General features: G+C 35.4%; 20 protein-coding genes and 2 pseudogenes. 14 read left to right on the forward strand and 8 right to left on the reverse strand.

Annotated elements, in window-relative coordinates:
- The first annotated feature begins 7 nt into the window (after nt 1-7).
- From ytfJ to ackA, 4 genes are all read left to right on the forward strand, one after another.
- The gene (gene ytfJ / locus VK90_RS08975) at nt 8-403 is read left to right on the forward strand and encodes a GerW family sporulation protein (RefSeq protein ID WP_000350005.1); all 396 of its coding nucleotides are present in this window, start codon (nt 8-10) and stop codon (nt 401-403) included.
- Between the two features lie 133 nt (nt 404-536).
- The gene (tpx, locus tag VK90_RS08980; protein ID WP_042980312.1) at nt 537-1,037 is read left to right on the forward strand and encodes a thiol peroxidase; all 501 of its coding nucleotides are present in this window, start codon (nt 537-539) and stop codon (nt 1,035-1,037) included.
- 211 nt (nt 1,038-1,248) lie between these two features.
- Nucleotides 1,249-2,235 carry a class I SAM-dependent methyltransferase gene (locus VK90_RS08985; RefSeq protein WP_048372166.1) on the forward strand — a complete coding sequence of 329 codons (987 nt, stop codon included), beginning with the start codon at nt 1,249-1,251 and terminating at the stop codon, nt 2,233-2,235.
- 299 nt (nt 2,236-2,534) lie between these two features.
- Nucleotides 2,535-3,728, forward strand: a complete 1,194-nt coding sequence (gene ackA, locus VK90_RS08990) for an acetate kinase (protein WP_048372169.1) — start codon at nt 2,535-2,537, stop codon at nt 3,726-3,728.
- Nucleotides 3,729-3,753: 25 nt separating this feature from the next.
- Here the strand turns inward: ackA and VK90_RS08995 are convergent, their stop codons facing one another.
- Nucleotides 3,754-4,188, reverse strand: coding sequence for an NUDIX hydrolase (locus VK90_RS08995; RefSeq protein WP_048372171.1), 435 nt, complete (start codon nt 4,186-4,188; stop codon nt 3,754-3,756).
- Nucleotides 4,189-4,339: 151 nt separating this feature from the next.
- On the opposite strand from VK90_RS08995, the gene VK90_RS09000 reads away from it, so the two are divergent.
- Complete coding sequence (locus tag VK90_RS09000) at nt 4,340-5,173, forward strand: EcsC family protein (protein ID WP_048372173.1); 834 nt, start codon at nt 4,340-4,342, stop codon at nt 5,171-5,173.
- 31 nt (nt 5,174-5,204) lie between these two features.
- Here the strand turns inward: VK90_RS09000 and VK90_RS09005 are convergent, their stop codons facing one another.
- Nucleotides 5,205-5,867 carry a YitT family protein gene (locus tag VK90_RS09005; protein WP_048372175.1) on the reverse strand — a complete coding sequence of 221 codons (663 nt, stop codon included), beginning with the start codon at nt 5,865-5,867 and terminating at the stop codon, nt 5,205-5,207.
- 854 nt (nt 5,868-6,721) lie between these two features.
- Here VK90_RS09005 and VK90_RS09010 point away from each other — a divergent pair.
- Nucleotides 6,722-6,916, forward strand: coding sequence for a hypothetical protein (locus VK90_RS09010; RefSeq protein ID WP_048372177.1), 195 nt, complete (start codon nt 6,722-6,724; stop codon nt 6,914-6,916).
- Between the two features lie 28 nt (nt 6,917-6,944).
- Here the strand turns inward: VK90_RS09010 and VK90_RS09015 are convergent, their stop codons facing one another.
- Entirely contained in the window at nt 6,945-7,262 is a 318-nt protein-coding gene (locus tag VK90_RS09015; RefSeq protein ID WP_048372179.1) for a hypothetical protein, read from the reverse strand.
- Nucleotides 7,263-7,428: 166 nt separating this feature from the next.
- Here VK90_RS09015 and VK90_RS09020 point away from each other — a divergent pair, with 166 nt between their 5' ends.
- The 3 genes from VK90_RS09020 to VK90_RS09030 all read left to right on the forward strand — a co-directional run bounded on the left by VK90_RS09020 (nt 7,429) and on the right by VK90_RS09030 (nt 10,470).
- Nucleotides 7,429-8,634, forward strand: coding sequence for an argininosuccinate synthase (locus VK90_RS09020; protein ID WP_002173754.1), 1,206 nt, complete (start codon nt 7,429-7,431; stop codon nt 8,632-8,634).
- Nucleotides 8,631-10,019, forward strand: coding sequence for an argininosuccinate lyase (gene argH, locus VK90_RS09025; RefSeq protein WP_002173753.1), 1,389 nt, complete (start codon nt 8,631-8,633; stop codon nt 10,017-10,019). Before VK90_RS09020 ends, argH begins: the two co-directional genes overlap by 4 nt.
- Nucleotides 10,020-10,116: 97 nt before the next feature.
- The gene (locus tag VK90_RS09030; RefSeq protein WP_048372182.1) at nt 10,117-10,470 is read left to right on the forward strand and encodes a DUF3139 domain-containing protein; all 354 of its coding nucleotides are present in this window, start codon (nt 10,117-10,119) and stop codon (nt 10,468-10,470) included.
- 37 nt (nt 10,471-10,507) lie between these two features.
- On the opposite strand, the gene VK90_RS09035 is transcribed toward VK90_RS09030, so the two are convergent.
- Nucleotides 10,508-11,074, reverse strand: coding sequence for a DinB family protein (locus VK90_RS09035; RefSeq protein WP_048372184.1), 567 nt, complete (start codon nt 11,072-11,074; stop codon nt 10,508-10,510).
- Nucleotides 11,075-11,174: 100 nt separating this feature from the next.
- A complete protein-coding gene (locus tag VK90_RS09040) occupies nt 11,175-11,354 on the reverse strand; it encodes a hypothetical protein (RefSeq protein WP_002173750.1) in 180 nt (59 codons plus the stop codon).
- 95 nt (nt 11,355-11,449) lie between these two features.
- Here VK90_RS09040 and VK90_RS28365 point away from each other — a divergent pair.
- A pseudogene (locus VK90_RS28365) lies at nt 11,450-11,668 on the forward strand (hypothetical protein); the annotation flags it as partial.
- A 240-nt stretch (nt 11,669-11,908) separates the two neighbouring features.
- Here VK90_RS28365 and VK90_RS09050 read toward each other — a convergent pair.
- The gene (locus VK90_RS09050) at nt 11,909-12,367 is read right to left on the reverse strand and encodes a universal stress protein (protein WP_048372188.1); all 459 of its coding nucleotides are present in this window, start codon (nt 12,365-12,367) and stop codon (nt 11,909-11,911) included.
- 147 nt (nt 12,368-12,514) lie between these two features.
- Here VK90_RS09050 and VK90_RS09055 point away from each other — a divergent pair, with 147 nt between their 5' ends.
- Entirely contained in the window at nt 12,515-13,309 is a 795-nt protein-coding gene (locus VK90_RS09055) for an SDR family oxidoreductase (protein WP_029952849.1), read from the forward strand.
- A gap of 195 nt (nt 13,310-13,504) precedes the next feature.
- Nucleotides 13,505-14,638, forward strand: a complete 1,134-nt coding sequence (gene ald / locus VK90_RS09060) for an alanine dehydrogenase (protein WP_048372191.1) — start codon at nt 13,505-13,507, stop codon at nt 14,636-14,638.
- Between the two features lie 50 nt (nt 14,639-14,688).
- Here the strand turns inward: ald and VK90_RS09065 are convergent, their stop codons facing one another.
- On the reverse strand, nt 14,689-15,114 hold the full coding sequence (locus VK90_RS09065) for a hypothetical protein (RefSeq protein ID WP_048372193.1): 426 nt from the start codon (nt 15,112-15,114) through the stop codon (nt 14,689-14,691).
- Nucleotides 15,104-15,373 (reverse strand): helix-turn-helix transcriptional regulator, encoded by a 270-nt coding sequence (locus VK90_RS09070; protein WP_033795369.1) that lies wholly within the window; start codon nt 15,371-15,373, stop codon nt 15,104-15,106. The genes VK90_RS09065 and VK90_RS09070 overlap by 11 nt, the downstream gene beginning before the upstream one ends.
- Before the next feature lie 143 nt (nt 15,374-15,516).
- Here VK90_RS09070 and VK90_RS09075 point away from each other — a divergent pair, with 143 nt between their 5' ends.
- Together VK90_RS09075 and VK90_RS09080 are read left to right on the forward strand one after the other, a co-directional pair.
- The gene (locus VK90_RS09075) at nt 15,517-15,849 is read left to right on the forward strand and encodes a cupin domain-containing protein (protein ID WP_048372196.1); all 333 of its coding nucleotides are present in this window, start codon (nt 15,517-15,519) and stop codon (nt 15,847-15,849) included.
- Nucleotides 15,846-16,640 (forward strand): annotated as a pseudogene (locus tag VK90_RS09080) (GNAT family N-acetyltransferase). The gene VK90_RS09075 and the pseudogene VK90_RS09080 overlap by 4 nt, the downstream one beginning before the upstream one ends.

The following is a 16,640-nucleotide window of genomic DNA, read 5'->3' on the forward strand; positions in this document are numbered from 1 at the left end:
ATATAGAATGGACCATCCAATTCAAGGTTTAATGACAACCGCAATGCAGCATTTAAAACAAATGACTGATGTAAATACAATTGTTGGTGATCCAATTAAAGCGGCAGATGGAAGTGTAATTCTTACCGTTTCAAAAGTAAGTTTTGGATTTGCTGCTGGTGGAAGTGAATTTGGAAAAGTAGAACATTCTGGTCGTCATCCATTTGGAGGAGGTAGCGGTGGTGGAGTTTCCATTAATCCAGTTGCCTTTCTCGTTATAAATGGAGAAGGTGTGAAAGTTTTACATTTAGATAAACAAACACATGTTATTGACAAAATAATTGAATTAGCGCCACAAGCTGTTGATAAAGTGAAAGAAATGATGGATAAACGAAAAGAAGATGATCCAGAATTTCAAATTTAATGAGTAAAGAAGCTAATCAATGGATTAGCTTCTTTATTTTTTTGTAAATGAAGCGATTTTATTTGCATTATCGATAGGGACAAACTATCATTTACATTGTACATATTTTGTTTAAATAAGGGAGGATTTTTAAGTGGCAAACGTAACTTTTAAAGGTAACCCAATTACTTTAGTTGGAACAGAAGTTAAAGTTGGCGACCAAGCGCCAAACTTCCAAGTATTAGCAAATGACTTATCTCCAGTAAGTTTAGAAACATACAAAGGTGAAGTGAAATTAATTAGTGTTGTACCTTCAATCGACACAGGTGTATGTGATGCACAAACTCGTCGTTTTAACCAAGATGCAGCAGGTATTGAAAATGCGAAAGTATTAACAATTAGCGTTGATTTACCATTCGCTCAAAAACGCTGGTGTGCAGCTAACGGTTTAGAAAATGTTGCGACACTTTCTGACCACCGTGACCTTTCATTCGGTGAAGCTTACGGCTTAGTAATGAAAGAACTTCGTTTACTTGCTCGTGCAGTATTCGTAGTAGATAGCAATGACAAAGTAGTTTACGTAGAATACGTAAGCGAAGGTACAAGCCATCCAAACTATGAAGCAGCATTAGAAGCAGCAAAAGCTGCGAAGTAATGTAAAAGAAGACGACCTCTAACTAAAGTTTTACTTTAGAAGAGGTCGTCTTTTCTCATGTATTGTTAACTGAACCAATATATGAGAAAAGACGTTACATCATAAACAACTTGAAGGGGAGCTCTTTACAAGAGGTCGCTTTTTCTTTTTGGAAAAAATCACTTTGTGGTATGATATAAGTTATGTGTAAATGAGAGAAGGAGGAATGTACGTGAGTCAGACAGTAGAAACATTATTTTCTATTTTTGATTCTTCTACGGTAGTTTTACGTAAAGAATTAGATGTAACATATTTAGAGGCGCTTGTAGAAACAGGGGATAACTTGTTTGAAGGAGCGATTTTACAAGAGGAATTATCCGAATCAACAATTGAAAGGTTGAATCGTGAATATAGTACGTTTAATGAAGAAACATATAAAGGTGAAGAAATTCGTAAAGCATTTCAGCTAGCCATTTTAAAAGGAATGAAAGAAGGCGTGCAAGCGAATCACGAAATGACGCCTGATGCAGTTGGAATGTTCATGAGCTACTTATTCCATAAATTTATGCAAGGTCAAAAAGAAATTACTGTTTTAGACCCTGCAATTGGAACAGGTAACTTAATGACTACAGTGTTTAATAGTGCCAAAGAAGAACTAGCAATGAGTGGATTTGGTGTAGAAGTGGATGAAGTGCTAATCAAACTTGCTTTAGTAAATGCGAATTTACAAAAGCATGCAATCGAATTCTTCCATCAAGATGGACTAGCACCACTTTATATCGATCCGGTTGATGCAGTTGTTTCAGATTTACCAATTGGTTACTATCCAAATGAAATCGGTGCAAGTGAATATGCATTAAAAGCAGATGAAGGAATGTCATATGCGCATCACTTATTTATTGAACAAAGTGTGAAACATACGAAAGAAGGCGGGTATTTATTCTTCTTAGTACCAAACTTCATTTTTGAAAGTGATCAGGCGCCAAAACTACATGCGTTTATTAAAGAAACATGTTTTATTCAAGGGTTGTTACAGCTACCTGTTTCCATGTTTAAAAACGAGAAAAATGCAAAAAGTATATTTGTTCTCCAAAAGAAAGGCCAGAGTGTAACAATGCCGAAACAGGCACTACTAGTGGAATTACCTAAATTCTCTAACATGAAGGCTATGGAGGATATTATGGATCAATTAAATACTTGGTTTGCAGCACATAAATAATACAGTATATATGTAACAGGGTTAGTATTTAATATAGTACAGTTGTATATGATATATAATATTTTTTAATGTATACAAGATTTAACTGAATTTTTTTGAAATCTGTAATATATTTTTTTTCTTGGTGTTACAATTTTTTCACTTGAAATATATGTCGGACGATGTTTAAATTAAAATCGTGAGTATAAAATTTACTGATGATGAAACGTTTTCATAGTGAGTGAATTTAATTAGATAAAATCGAGCGGTTTGTGGAATGATCCACACAACTACCAAGAGAAAAAGGGGCGAAAGACTAGATGTCAAAAATCATCGCGATTAACGCAGGAAGCTCTTCCTTAAAATTCCAATTATTTGAAATGCCAAGTGAAACAGTATTAACAAAAGGTTTAGTAGAACGTATCGGTTTAGAAGATAGTGTCTTCACAATTACTGTAAATGGCGAAAAGCAAAAAGAAATTACAAATATTCCAGATCACGCAGTAGCAGTTAATATGCTTCTTAACAAATTAACTGAAAACGGAATCGTAAAATCTCTTGATGAGATTGGCGGTATCGGTCACCGTGTTGTACACGGCGGCGAAAAATTTGCTGATTCTGTTTTAATTAATGATGAAGTATTAGCTGATATCGAAGAATTAAGCGATTTAGCACCACTTCACAACCCAGCAAACCTTGTTGGTATTAAAGCGTTCCAAGAAGTATTACCAAACGTACCAGCAGTAGCAGTATTCGATACAGCATTCCACCAAACAATGCCGGAATCTGCATTCCTATACAGCTTACCATATGAGTACTATGAGAAATTCGGCATCCGTAAATACGGTTTCCACGGAACTTCTCATAAATATGTAACTGAGCGTGCAGCTGAATTATTAGGTCGTCCACTTGAAAGCTTAAGCCTACTTTCTTGTCACTTAGGTAACGGTGCAAGTATCGCAGCAGTAGAAGGCGGTAAGTCTATCGATACTTCTATGGGCTTCACTCCACTTGCTGGTGTAACAATGGGTACACGTTCTGGTAACATTGACCCTGCGTTAATTCCATACATCATGGAAAAAACAGGCCAAACAGTAGAAGAAGTAGTTAACGTATTAAACAAGAAGAGTGGTATGTTAGGTCTTACTGGTTACTCTAGTGACCTACGTGACATCATTTCTAAAGAAGAAGAAGGCGACCACCGTGCGAAAGTAGCACTTGATGTATTCGTAAGCCGTATCCACAAATACATCGGTTCTTACACAGCTCGTATGAAAGGTGTAGACGCAATCATCTTCACAGCTGGTATCGGTGAAAACAGTGCAGTTATTCGTGAGCGCGTATTAGAAGGCCTTGAGTACATGGGCGTATACTTCGATGCAAAACGTAATAACGTATTTGGTGAAGAAGCATTCATCAGCTTCCCACACTCTCCAGTAAAAATTATCGTAATTCCAACTGACGAAGAAGTTATGATCGCTCGTGACGTATTACGTCTTGGAAATATTGGCTAATATATGCATGAAAAAAGACGAGATCCTAAAGGATTTCGTCTTTTTTCTTTTGGATATATTTTATGATTCCATCCGGATATAGCACTTTTTCCTTCTGAATGAATGCAGTGATGGGGATCCATTTTGCATAGGAAGATGTTTGTTCATCATATATGGGGAATATTTCTGTTGTATGTAGTGATGTATTTAAAAGGCGGATTGTATATAGTTGAATAATCTCATGAGCAATTTCATCATCTGCATGAAAAATGTTTTCCAAGCAACCTAAATAATCGATAATTTCCACTTCTGTATGAAGTTCTTCTTTAAACTCCCGAATGACTGTTTCAGCCGATTTTTCTCCGAGTTCAATTGATCCACCAAGAGGTCGGTAATAGGTTTCATCGGCCGTGCTATACTCTTGTACGAGAAGGAAATTATCCCGTATTACAATACCGAAGGCCTTTGCACGTGGATACATGTATGTGATCGCCCCTTATTCATTAATATGTGGATAATTATAATTTGAAATATGGAGAAAATCACCTTTTTATTCAATTGGTTGAGCTAATTGTAAAGAATAAGCGGAAATATGTTACAATAGAAAAAAATCGAACGAGGTGGTTGTTGCGATGCGATCGAAGCGAGAACAAGCCATTTTAGAAAATATAAAAGAGTGGGAAGGGCAATTAGTAGAGCAAGAAGCGACTGATTTTCAAAAAATGTTTGATAAGTGGTTGCATACTACAATTACGAAACTGCCTGAGAAAAAACGAAAAGATTTCTTTGCGAAAGCAGATGGATGGCTCTTTCATTTGCATGCACTCATTCAAAGTTCGCAATCACAGTTAGATGCACGTAATCGTATTTTAGGAACATCGAGATTATTTGATGAATCAATTGAGCAACTTGAAGATTTGAAGGCGTTATCTATTGATCAATTAACATACATAGCAGAGCAGCAAACAGCACGCCATCGTCTATATTCATTCGTACAAGGCGGGGCAACAGGTGCTGGCGGTCTATTATTATTAACGGCTGATTTTCCGGTTATGATTGCATTAAATGTGAAGGCTGTACAACTTATTGCGACATCATTTGGGCATGATGCGAACAAGCCGTATGAAATGATGCTCGCGTTGAAAGTATTCCATGCAGCATTATTACCAGCAAGACTTCAGCAATATGCATGGTACAATTTACTGAGAGAACTCGAGCAAGAAGATTCATTCTTTTATGAAGGAGACGAAGAAGTGTTAAAGCCAGCTTCTACTGAGGTTGTGTTAAAACAAATTTTGAAGACATTTTCGATTTATGCTCTTCGTCGTAAATTATTCCAAGGTATTCCTGTACTCGGAATGGCAATTGGCTCTACAGTGAACTATCGCTTAACGAGGAATGTTACTGAATTTGCAAATAAGTTTTATCAAGTACGCTACATATTAGAAAAAGAAAAGAGAGCATGAAAAAAAGCGAGAGGCCGAAGCCTTTCGCTTTTTAGTTTGTCGCATGTTTTTTGGACATTGGAATAGATACTGGTTTCTTTTCTGCTTTCTTTTCTGCTTTTGGATAGTAAATTAAATCCAATGTTTTTGCCTGCACGGCAATCGAAAGAATAGTAAAAGCGATTTCTGTCCAATTTAAATAATATAATGAAAGCGCAAGAACAATCGCGTCAAAGACGAAGAAAATTTGCCCAATTGTAAAACGAGTTCGTTTACTTAATACAATTGTCAAAATATCGTCTCCACCGGTTGCACCGCCAAATCGCAATATAAAACCGAGTCCAATACCAGCTAACGCACCGCCAACTATTGCAGCTATAAATAAATTATTTGATAAGTCTACCGTAAAAGGAGAATAATTTTCCATAAGGGAATAAAATACTCCGAATGAAATTGAACCTAAGAATGAATAGCCAACCATTTTTCTACCTAAAAATGAAGCGCATAGTAAAATAATTGGGATGTCCATTATTACAGTTGAAATAGATGGTGAAATATCATAAAAATTTTGGATGAATAGTGCAATACCTACAAAGCCACCTTCTGTTAAGTGGTTTTGGAAGTGAATGTGATATAGCGCTGCTGCTAAAATAAATGAACCGATTAAAACCATAAAAATTTCTTTAATAATTTGTCGACTTTGGATGTTCCTCATCGTTATTCCTTCTTTCCGTAGTTAGTAGTCCTTTTTGTGTTGTAAACTAACTACGAGCTCACATGTAGCTTTCAGTTAGTTTACGAAAAAACTAACTACGCTATATGTCGCTGAAGAAATAACGAATAATCCTCTCGTCCATCAATTCTCCCTACCTTCGTTTTAGTTTAAGTCTTAAAACGACTAAACAAAACGTGGAGTAGGATTCGTCATTTAGCAATCCTGCTCTTCTTTGTTTTGTTTAGCTAGTAACAATTAAGTCCTAAACAAAACGCTATGTGTAAGAAGAGTCTTTTTTTTGCCAAATTATCCTTCGGGCAATCATAATTTCCCCACTCTCGTATTTTTTTCGCTAGACTAAAGTATCTGAGCTGAAAAATACGCTACGTGTATGATTCGTCAATACGATGCCACATGCTCCTTCGAGCGATCATGATATCAAAATCCCTTCCTTCAAGATTTATATTATTATATCATACTTTCAAAAAATGTATGCGGATGGAAACCGACAATAAACGGAGGGAATCTACAAAAATTGTTATGTTTAAATATTTTTGTAGAAAAGCCTAAGCTATTCCGTAAGATTGGACAGTTTTTAAAGTTTGTCCAATAAGTAAGAAAAGATGGGTTTTTATTCAGTGGTATTGTTCTTATCACTTTTATCTTTAAAAAATGCATCCCAGCTAATCACACTTAAAAAAGTTAAAGCGATAATAATGAAAGCTCGCATAAGTTTGAGGCCTTCTTTTGTACATAGTATATGAATAATTCACTTTGGGATGTGTCATTTTTTTACAAATTTTAATTGTTATGAGATTATATTGATATAGATAGATGAAAGGGAGAGTGGAGATATGCTAAAAGACATGTTTAAAAGAAAAGAATTACAATGTGTTTCATGTCAGAAAAAGATTGAATACGAAGAAGAGCTTGTTGCTTTTGTGAAGTTGCCGAAAGAAAGAAGTATATTAGTTGGCCCGTTTGATGTATGTTTAGCAAAAACAGCGCAAGAAATATATTGTAAATCGTGTTACGACAAAAAAGCATGACCCAAAGTAATTGAGGGGCATGCTTTTTTCATTGGTGTGCTTTTCCCTCAGATACATTTTGGGTAAGACGATACCAAAGCCAAAGATCATTAATGATGGAAGCGAGATCGGCAATTTCTGAATTAAGTTTGCAAGAAATTTCGAAGTCTTCCTCGTTATTTAAATGATGTTGTTTTGCATTAATATAGTGTTCGAGTTCTTTTATGCGATCAGGAATTTTCCCGCGAACTTGTTCCCATCTTAGTAAAATAGCATGTTGCATTTTTTCGGGGATGTCTTCCCAGTCTTCTTGTAAATGCGGAATTTCAATTCCTAGATGTTCATCGTATAAGAAATACTTTTCCATAAGTTCACCCCCATTTTCCTGCTTATATTGTACATAAAAACAGAAAGAAGTTCGACGAAATTGTTTGAAAAAAATTGAAAATGCCCCTTGATACATTTTATAAAAGGTGTTAAAGTTTGAATTATTATAAAAGAAAATGAATATTTATTCTTTAGGGGGATGCAAAATGGAGAAGAAAAAAGTTGTGTTAGCATATTCCGGAGGTCTTGATACTTCCGTTGCAATTAAATGGTTACAAGAGAAGAATTATGATATTATCGCGCTTTGTTTAGATTTAGGGGAAGGTAAAGACTTAGCATTTGTAAAAGAAAAAGCACTTTCAGTAGGAGCAATTAAATCGTATATGATTGATGTTCAAGAAGAATTCGCGAATGAATATGCATTGATGGCATTACAGGCCCATACGTTGTATGAAGGGAAATATCCTCTCGTTTCGGCATTGTCTCGTCCACTTATTGCGAAGAAATTAGTAGAAATCGCAGAACAAGAAGGTGCAACTGCAGTTGCACACGGATGTACAGGGAAAGGAAATGACCAAGTTCGTTTTGAAGTTTCTATTCAAGCATTGAATCCATATTTAGAAGTGATTGCGCCTGTACGTGAATGGAAATGGTCACGTGAAGAAGAAATTGCATATGCAAAAGAAAATGATGTACCAATTCCAATTAATTTAGATAGCCCATTTTCAATCGATCAAAATTTATGGGGACGCAGCAACGAATGTGGAATTTTAGAAGATCCATGGGCAGCGCCACCAGAAGATGCATACGAGATGACATTGGCATTAGAAGATACACCGAATAAACCAGAGTTTGTAGAAATCGGATTTGAAGCAGGAGTACCGACGACTTTAAACGGCACTGCATATTCACTTTCAGAATTAATTAAAACGTTAAATGCACTTGCTGGAAAACATGGCGTGGGACGTATCGACCATGTAGAAAATCGCCTTGTCGGTATTAAATCTCGTGAAGTATATGAATGCCCAGCAGCAATGACATTAATAACAGCGCATAAAGAACTTGAAGATTTAACACTTGTGAAAGAGGTTGCTCATTTCAAACCGATGATTGAGCAAAAACTAACAGAATTAATTTATAACGGCTTATGGTTCTCACCTTTAAAACAAGCACTCAATGCTTTCTTACAAGAAACGCAAAAACATGTAACAGGTACAGTGCGTGTGAAATTATTTAAAGGTCATGCAATTGTAGAAGGGCGTAAGTCTGAATACTCTTTATACGATGAAAAATTAGCAACGTATACTGTCGATGATGAATTTAATCATGATGCAGCAGTTGGATTCATTTCATTATTCGGTTTACCTACGAAAGTATATAGTCAAGTGAATCAAAAGAAGGTGGAAGCGTGAGCAAACTTTGGGGCGGACGTTTTACAGAAGAAGCGGAAGCATGGGTTGAAGAGTTTGGAGCATCCATCTCCTTCGACCAACAATTAGTAAATCAAGATATAAATGGGAGTATTGCACACGTAACAATGCTAGCAAAACAAGGCATCGTTACGAAAGAAGAAGCAGAGAGAATAAAGATAGGGCTTCAGTATTTATTAAAAGAAGCAAAAGAGAATAAACTCCAATTCTCGGTAGAAGCAGAAGATATTCACTTAAACATTGAAAAAATGTTAATTGAACAAATTGGCGAAGTAGGAGGAAAACTTCATACAGGCCGAAGTCGTAACGATCAAGTGGCGACAGATATGCACTTATATTTAAAAGAAAAAGTAGAACATATTATAAAAGCTACCAAACAATTGCAAACTGTTCTTGTTCATCAAGCGGAAAATAACATTGAAACAATTATGCCTGGATATACGCACTTGCAACGTGCACAGCCGATTTCATTTGCTCACCATATTCTTGCTTACTTTTGGATGTTAGAGCGCGATGTGAATCGTTATGAAGATTCGTTAAAGCGTATTAACATTTCACCATTAGGAGCAGGAGCGCTAGCTGGTACAACATTCCCGATTGACCGAGAATATAGTGCGGAGCTTCTTGGATTTAATGGAATCTATGAAAATAGTTTAGATGCGGTAAGTGATCGTGATTTCATACTGGAGTTTTTAAGTAACTCATCTATGCTCATGATGCACTTATCACGCTTTTGCGAAGAACTTATTTTATGGAGTAGTCAAGAGTTTCAATTTATTGAAATGAGCGACCAATACGCGACAGGAAGTAGTATTATGCCGCAAAAGAAAAATCCCGATATGGCTGAGCTCATTCGCGGTAAAACAGGCAGAGTATATGGCAATTTATTTAGCTTACTTACTGTAATGAAAGGATTGCCGCTTGCTTACAATAAAGACTTACAAGAAGATAAAGAAGGAATGTTTGATACAGTGAAAACAGTAGAAGGATGCCTTCATATTATGGCGGGCATGCTTGAAACGATGACTGTAAACAAAGAAAAAATGGGGCAAGCTGTGACGCAAGATTTCTCTAACGCAACAGAAATTGCTGACTATTTAGCAAGCAAGGGACTGCCATTCCGTCAAGCTCATGAAATTGTTGGGAAGTTAGTTCTACATTGCACACAAAAAGGAATCTATTTATTAGATGTACCACTTGAAACATATAAAGAAATGAGTCCGTTATTTGAGGAAGATTTATATGAAGTTCTTTCACCGTATGCAGCTGTAAAGCGCCGTAACAGTGCTGGTGGAACAGGCTTTGAACAAATTGAAAAAGCTTTGGAGAAAGCGAAGAGTTTAACTAAAGAGGTTATTAAAAATTAAGTTGGAAAGTACGCCATTCTGTTAAAGGGTGGCGTACTTTCTTTTTTTTTAGTATTCAAGTTATGATATAGTAAAAAATAATAATTGAGGGGAATCTATGAAAAGAACAATATTTATCGTTGTACTATTAATTAGCTTACTTGCAAATGTTAAAGTATTTCTTTTGGACAAATATATGATTGTTGGTGAACAAGAGAAGCGAGAAGAAGCGATTATTGCAACGATGTGGCATCTGCAAGAAAAAGGATATAAAGAAAGTGATATTTCATACATAAAACCGGCCTTTTATAGTAAAAACGGTTCTTACGGTATGAATGTACAGTTTAAAGATGAACCAAATGAATCGTATACATATAGAGTTTCGAAAGATGCTAAAACAAATGAACTAACTGTACACCAAGATAGCAATGCGCCAGGTGGTATGGGTGGGAAGCATCAGGAACTTAAATAGATAAGAGAGACTGCTAAAAAGTAATATTAGCAGTCTGTTATATTTTTAGAGGTGCATCGAGCGTTTTATAGTCATTTTTCATAATGATAAAATGATGCTTCTCATGTATTGCTAATAGTTGAATAGATTGAATAAGGTTAGGATAGTGAGCAATTGGATCTAAAAATACGATATGTCCTGCAATATTTTCTTCTATATTTTGAACTAGTTTTTTTATTTCATTTGTTTCACGTGAAAGTAATTCTTCTAATTCATTTACATTCATAGAGTAATAGACTTTTTTTGAAGGGATTAAAATCCAAGGGGCTTTCATTCCTTTGCCATGCTTTTCTTTATATTCGGCATAAATGTCATGTATTTCAGTTGCAAATGGGGTATTTCTTCTTAGTTTGGCATAGGGGATAAGAGCGAAAGAGAATTTAATCGCTACTTTTAGCATCCTTGTAATTAAATATAAGTGATAAAAGTGCTCGCCAATAGACCATTTTGCGTCTTCTTTCTTATACCATAGTTGTTCTTGTGAAAGTGAATGAAGTTTAGGAAGGAACTGGTTTCTTTGTACATGTAATGTGTGAAAGTGTTTTGAGATATTTTCAGATTTCATAGTAGAGCATCCTCCATACATGTTTTTCCTAATTATAACATTTTACGTGTGAATATAATTAAGCCTAGAACAATATGTTCTAGGCTTAATTATCCATCGATTAATCATACTTATGTCGATCTTCCGTAATTCGAATATACTCAATATCCATCAAATCTCGAAGTAGCGCTCCGTGACTTAGTTCAACCCCATGCTTTTCTTTAAAGTGTGAGCGAATTGTATTTAACATCTCGATTTCTTTTCCGTTCACATCTAAAATGATTCGTTCATAATCTTCCATAAAGCATCCTCCTTTTTTAAACACATATATTTTGTCCGTCTATTTCTAAAAAATGTATGTTAACCTAATGTTAGGAAATAAGAAAGGAATGGAAGATGAGACGTATTTATTTTATAGGGTTAATTTTGTACACGCTAATTGTATTACACGTTGCATTCCCAGAAATATTTTCATTTGAGAATGTAACAACAATACATATAGCAATATTTATCTTTACTTTATTTGTAGTAGATTGCTGTATTTCTTTATGGATTTCGAGCAAAAAGGAAGTACAAGAAGTAAAAGATAAAAAAGAAATAGAACGGAAAAATAGAAACGTTCATTGGAGCTTGTCTTGTATTTATAGTAAAATATGTGAAATGAAAAACACCAAGCCCATGTGGACTTGGTGTTTTATTTATCCCGCATTAACGGGCAGTAAGACTCCCACCTCAAAATTCGGCGAATGCGAGGGAGTTAGGTGGGAGATCAACTGCCCGTAAACGCCCGATTGGTTCAACTAATAATCAGTGGGGGATGGACAACCCCCACTGATTAAAGTTTCACTTTATAAATTAAAGCTCACCTTGTTCTTCATCCCCACGAACAACAAGGACATCGCATTTCGCATAGCGAATAATATGTTCAGAGACGCTACCAATTAGGAAACGTTCTACAGCATTTAAACCAGTTGCACCGCACATAATTAAATCCACTTTATGTGTTGGGGCAATTTCTTTTGAGATTTTAGATTTTGGATTACCAAATTCTAATACAGTTTCGACTTTTTCAAGACCAGCTTCAATCGCAGTCTTTTTGTAGTCTTCTAATAAGTCTTCAGCAAAGAGATTTGCACGCTCAGCAATTGCGCGGCTATAAGCCTCTACTGCGGAATATGCTTTCACATCAACGATATGAGCAATTGTTAATGTTGCATTGTTTCGTTTTGCGACTTGAATTGCTTTCTTAAAGGCTTTTTCTGCTTCTTTGGAACCGTCCACTGCAATTAAAATATTTGTATATGTATTATTCATAGTAGATTCCTCCCAATTCATTTTTATAACCTTTTACAACTTAATTATAAAACAAATTATGGTAATGTGCTTGTTAAAACGTTACAGAATTTTGAAAACTTTGTTTCAATTCATTTTAGTTGTAATTGGAGCGAGAACTTGTTACATATGAAGTATAGCAATTTAAAAGGAGGCAGTTTTGTGAGACACGCGCTCATTACAGCCGGTACGAAAGGTTTAGGAAAGCAAGTAACAGAAAAGTTATTGGCTAAAGGATATTCGGTAACAGTAACGTATCATAGTGATATATGTGCTATGGAGATAATGAAAGAAACTTATAAAAATATGGAAGAACGTCTACAGTTCGTGCAAGCTGACGTCACGAAAAAGGAAGATTTACATAAAATAGTAGAAGAAGCGATGAGCCGTTTTGGCAAAATTGACTTTTTGATTAATAATGCTGGTCCGTATGTATTTGAGCGGAAAAAATTAGTCGATTACGAAGAAGACGAATGGAATGAAATGATCCAAGGTAATTTAACAGCGGTGTTTCATTTATTAAAACTTGTCGTGCCGATTATGAGAAAACAGAACTTTGGTCGTATTATTAACTACGGTTTTCAAGGAGCAGATAGCGCACCTGGATGGATTTATCGTTCAGCCTTTGCAGCTGCGAAAGTAGGGCTTGTTTCATTAACGAAAACAGTAGCTTACGAAGAAGCGGAATATGGTATTACTGCGAACATGGTTTGTCCTGGTGATATAATTGGTGAAATGAAAGAAGCGACGATTCAAGAAGCAAGAAAGCTAAAAGATAGTAATACACCAATTGGTAGATCCGGAACAGGTGAAGATATCGCAAGAACTATTTCGTTTTTATGTGAGGAAGATTCGGATATGATTACCGGTACAATTATTGAAGTAACAGGTGCGGTTGATGTTATCCATAAACATCTTAAATAATGAGTAGTTGTAGTAATTGGACAGGTGATTTTCATATATAAGAATCATACTGTCCTTTTATGTGAAAGAAATTCTATCGGAAAACTTGTATTATTTTTTGTAAAATATTGAGATATTATGTTAAAATATAAGAGCGTAGAAAGCGCTTTAAAAAATGATTCAGGGGTCATTTCATAACTCAAGGGGGAACTAATAATGCGTATCGGTATTCCAACAGAAATTAAAAACAATGAAAACCGTGTGGCAATGACGCCAGCGGGAGCTGTACATTTAGTACAAAATGGTCATGAAGTTTTTGTTCAAAAAGGATCAGGTATAGGATCAGGCTTTACAGATGAAGAATACGTACAAGCTGGTGCGAAACTTGTTGAAACTGCTGAAGAAGCATGGAATCAAGATATGGTTATGAAGGTAAAAGAGCCAGTTGAAAGTGAATACGGTTATTTCCGCGAAGGTTTAATTTTATTCACATACTTACATTTAGCTCCAGAGCCAGAATTAACAAAAGCATTAATTGATAACAAAGTTGTATCAATTGCATACGAAACAGTACAATTAGAGAATCGTTCTTTACCATTACTTGCACCAATGAGTGAAGTTGCAGGCCGTATGGCTGCGCAAATCGGTGCACAATTCCTTGAGAAAAACAAAGGCGGTAAAGGTATTTTACTTGCAGGTGTTCCAGGGGTTAAACGCGGTAAAGTAACAATTGTCGGCGGTGGTCAAGCTGGTACAAACGCAGCAAAAATTGCAGTTGGTTTAGGTGCAGATGTAACAATTATTGACTTGAGTGCAGAACGTCTTCGTCAATTAGATGATATTTTTGGTAATCAAGTAAAAACGTTAATGTCTAACCCATACAATATTGCAGAAGCTGTAAGAGAATCTGATCTTGTAATCGGTGCAGTATTAATTCCAGGTGCAAAAGCACCAAAACTTGTAACAGAAGAAATGATTAAATCAATGGAACCAGGTTCTGTCGTTGTAGATATCGCGATTGACCAAGGTGGTATTTTCGAAACAACTGACCGTATTACAACTCACGACAATCCAACTTATGAAAAACATGGTGTTGTTCACTATGCAGTTGCAAACATGCCAGGTGCGGTTCCACGCACATCAACTCTTGCATTAACAAACGTAACAGTACCATATGCAGTACAAATTGCTAACAAAGGCTACAAAGACGCTTGCTTAGGCAACTCTGCATTACTAAAAGGTATTAATACATTAGATGGATATGTAACATTCGAAGCAGTTGCAGAAGCGCACGGCTTACAATACGCTGATGTAAAAGAGCTTCTTGAAAAAGCTCCTGCTTTATCATAATAGAAATAAAAAAAGACCTTTCCTTTGTAGGAAGGGTCTTTTTGTTTAAACTAATTATCTAATTTCTTCACAATTTTCAAGCCGAACATCATTGTGAAGAAAAGAATTCCAAACAAGTAATATAGGGCATACTCTACTCGTATCGTCGAATTTTCGTTGGTGATATATAAAATAAACAGTATAGCAGAACCAATTAAGTGAGAGAGACCGAAAACTTGGGCCATAAATTTTAAGCCCATCTTTTCAATTCTTTCATCTGTCTCAGGTAATGGATACTGTTTCGCTGTTTTCTTTTTTTTCGTAAAAAATATGCGTTTAACTAGTAATAGTAGTAAAGATAAGAGTATGTACGTGCCAGCGAATAGAAGAGCAGAACGAACATTTTCTTCATCACTACTATTGAAATAAAGAAAGGCCGATCCTAACACTAAAATAGTAAGATGCGAAGCAAACCCTTGGATAAAATTACTTTTCATTTTTTTCCTCCCCAGTCTTATCTAATTGGAATAAATCCTCTACTTTACAGCCGAAAAACTCACATAATTTCAATGCTAATTCTAAACTTGGGTTGTATTTATTTTTCTCGATGGCGATGAGGGATTGACGAGTGATATTAACAGCGGAAGCTAATTGCTCTTGAGTGATGTCTCTAACGACGCGGAATTGTTTTACTTTATTTTGTATCAAATATACAAAGTCTCCTTTTTGTAAATTTGTTACATTTATTATATCCATTTTTAGGTAAAATGTAAATAAAGCTTTACAAAAAGTAAATAAAACTTTACGAGAGATATTGCTTGTTGCAATGTATATTTTTGTGATAATTTGGAATTAAACGGAAAGTGAAAGTCGATAGAGGGGATTGGGTGGGGAGAACTATGGAAACAGTAAATCTATTAGAGTTAACAAAAGATATTAAAGAACAACATAAGAACTTCGTCGTTTCAAATGTAAATAGTCATTGTTTACGAATTGCTGTATTTACTGGTGAATATGATTGGCACTATCATTCTAATTCGGATGAATTATTCATTGTGTTAGAGGGAGAATTACTGATCGATTTTCAAGATAGAGAGACAGCAGTTTTAAAACCGAATGATTCTATGTTAATTCCAGCAGGTACAATTCATAGAACGAGAGCATTGAAGAGAACGGTAAATCTTTGTTTTGAAAATGTAGAGGCCGATACAGTAATTGTGGAGGTCGTATGAGAAGGTTAGAGATTGAAGAATACGATAAAGTAATTCCACTTTTAGAAGGGAATCAACGAACAACAACTTTTGCGTATGCAGTTTGTGATTAAATCATAGATGGTGAGATTTTTATAAATAAGCAATTAACAGCAGGACTAATCGTTACAGCTAACAGCATTTATTATTTATTTGGCGACACTTATGACCGAAGTTTTAACGAAGAGTTAGTTTCATGTATTGAAACAGCTATTGAAAAAACAGAGAACCGATTGACACTGTTCACTTCGAGTAAAGAGTGGGAAATGATGATTGAAGAGCATTTTAGTAATGTACTCCGAAAAATTCCAAGAATGACATTTCAATTTCAAAGAGAAGTTCTTGAAGAAAGAAAACAAGATTTTAACAAAAATACATATGAAGTTAAGCGTATTGATAAAAGCAATATAGAAAGAAGTAATGAATTTACAGAGGACTATTACAAAGAGTATTGGGGATCCAAAGAAGCATTTTTAAATAGTGGCTTTGGTTTTTGTATAGAACAAGATGGGATAATCGTAGCTGAATGCGTCTCAATATTTAGCGGGAATGGTTTTGCTGAAATTGATATTGCTACGCATGAAGCATATCAAGGGAAAGGATTAGCTAAAGTTGTTGCAAAAAGTTTCATTGAGCATTGTATACAAAATGATATTAAACCGTGCTGGGATTGTAATGTGGATAATATTCCTTCGCAAAAGTTAGCTAGTAAAATAGGTTTTCATAATCCAGTAGAATATGATCTATTTGTGCGTAAGAAGATGGGGGAATAA

The organism is Bacillus sp. LK2, from assembly GCF_001043575.1.
In the GTDB taxonomy this organism is placed as follows: Bacteria; Bacillota; Bacilli; order Bacillales; family Bacillaceae_G; genus Bacillus_A; species Bacillus_A paramycoides.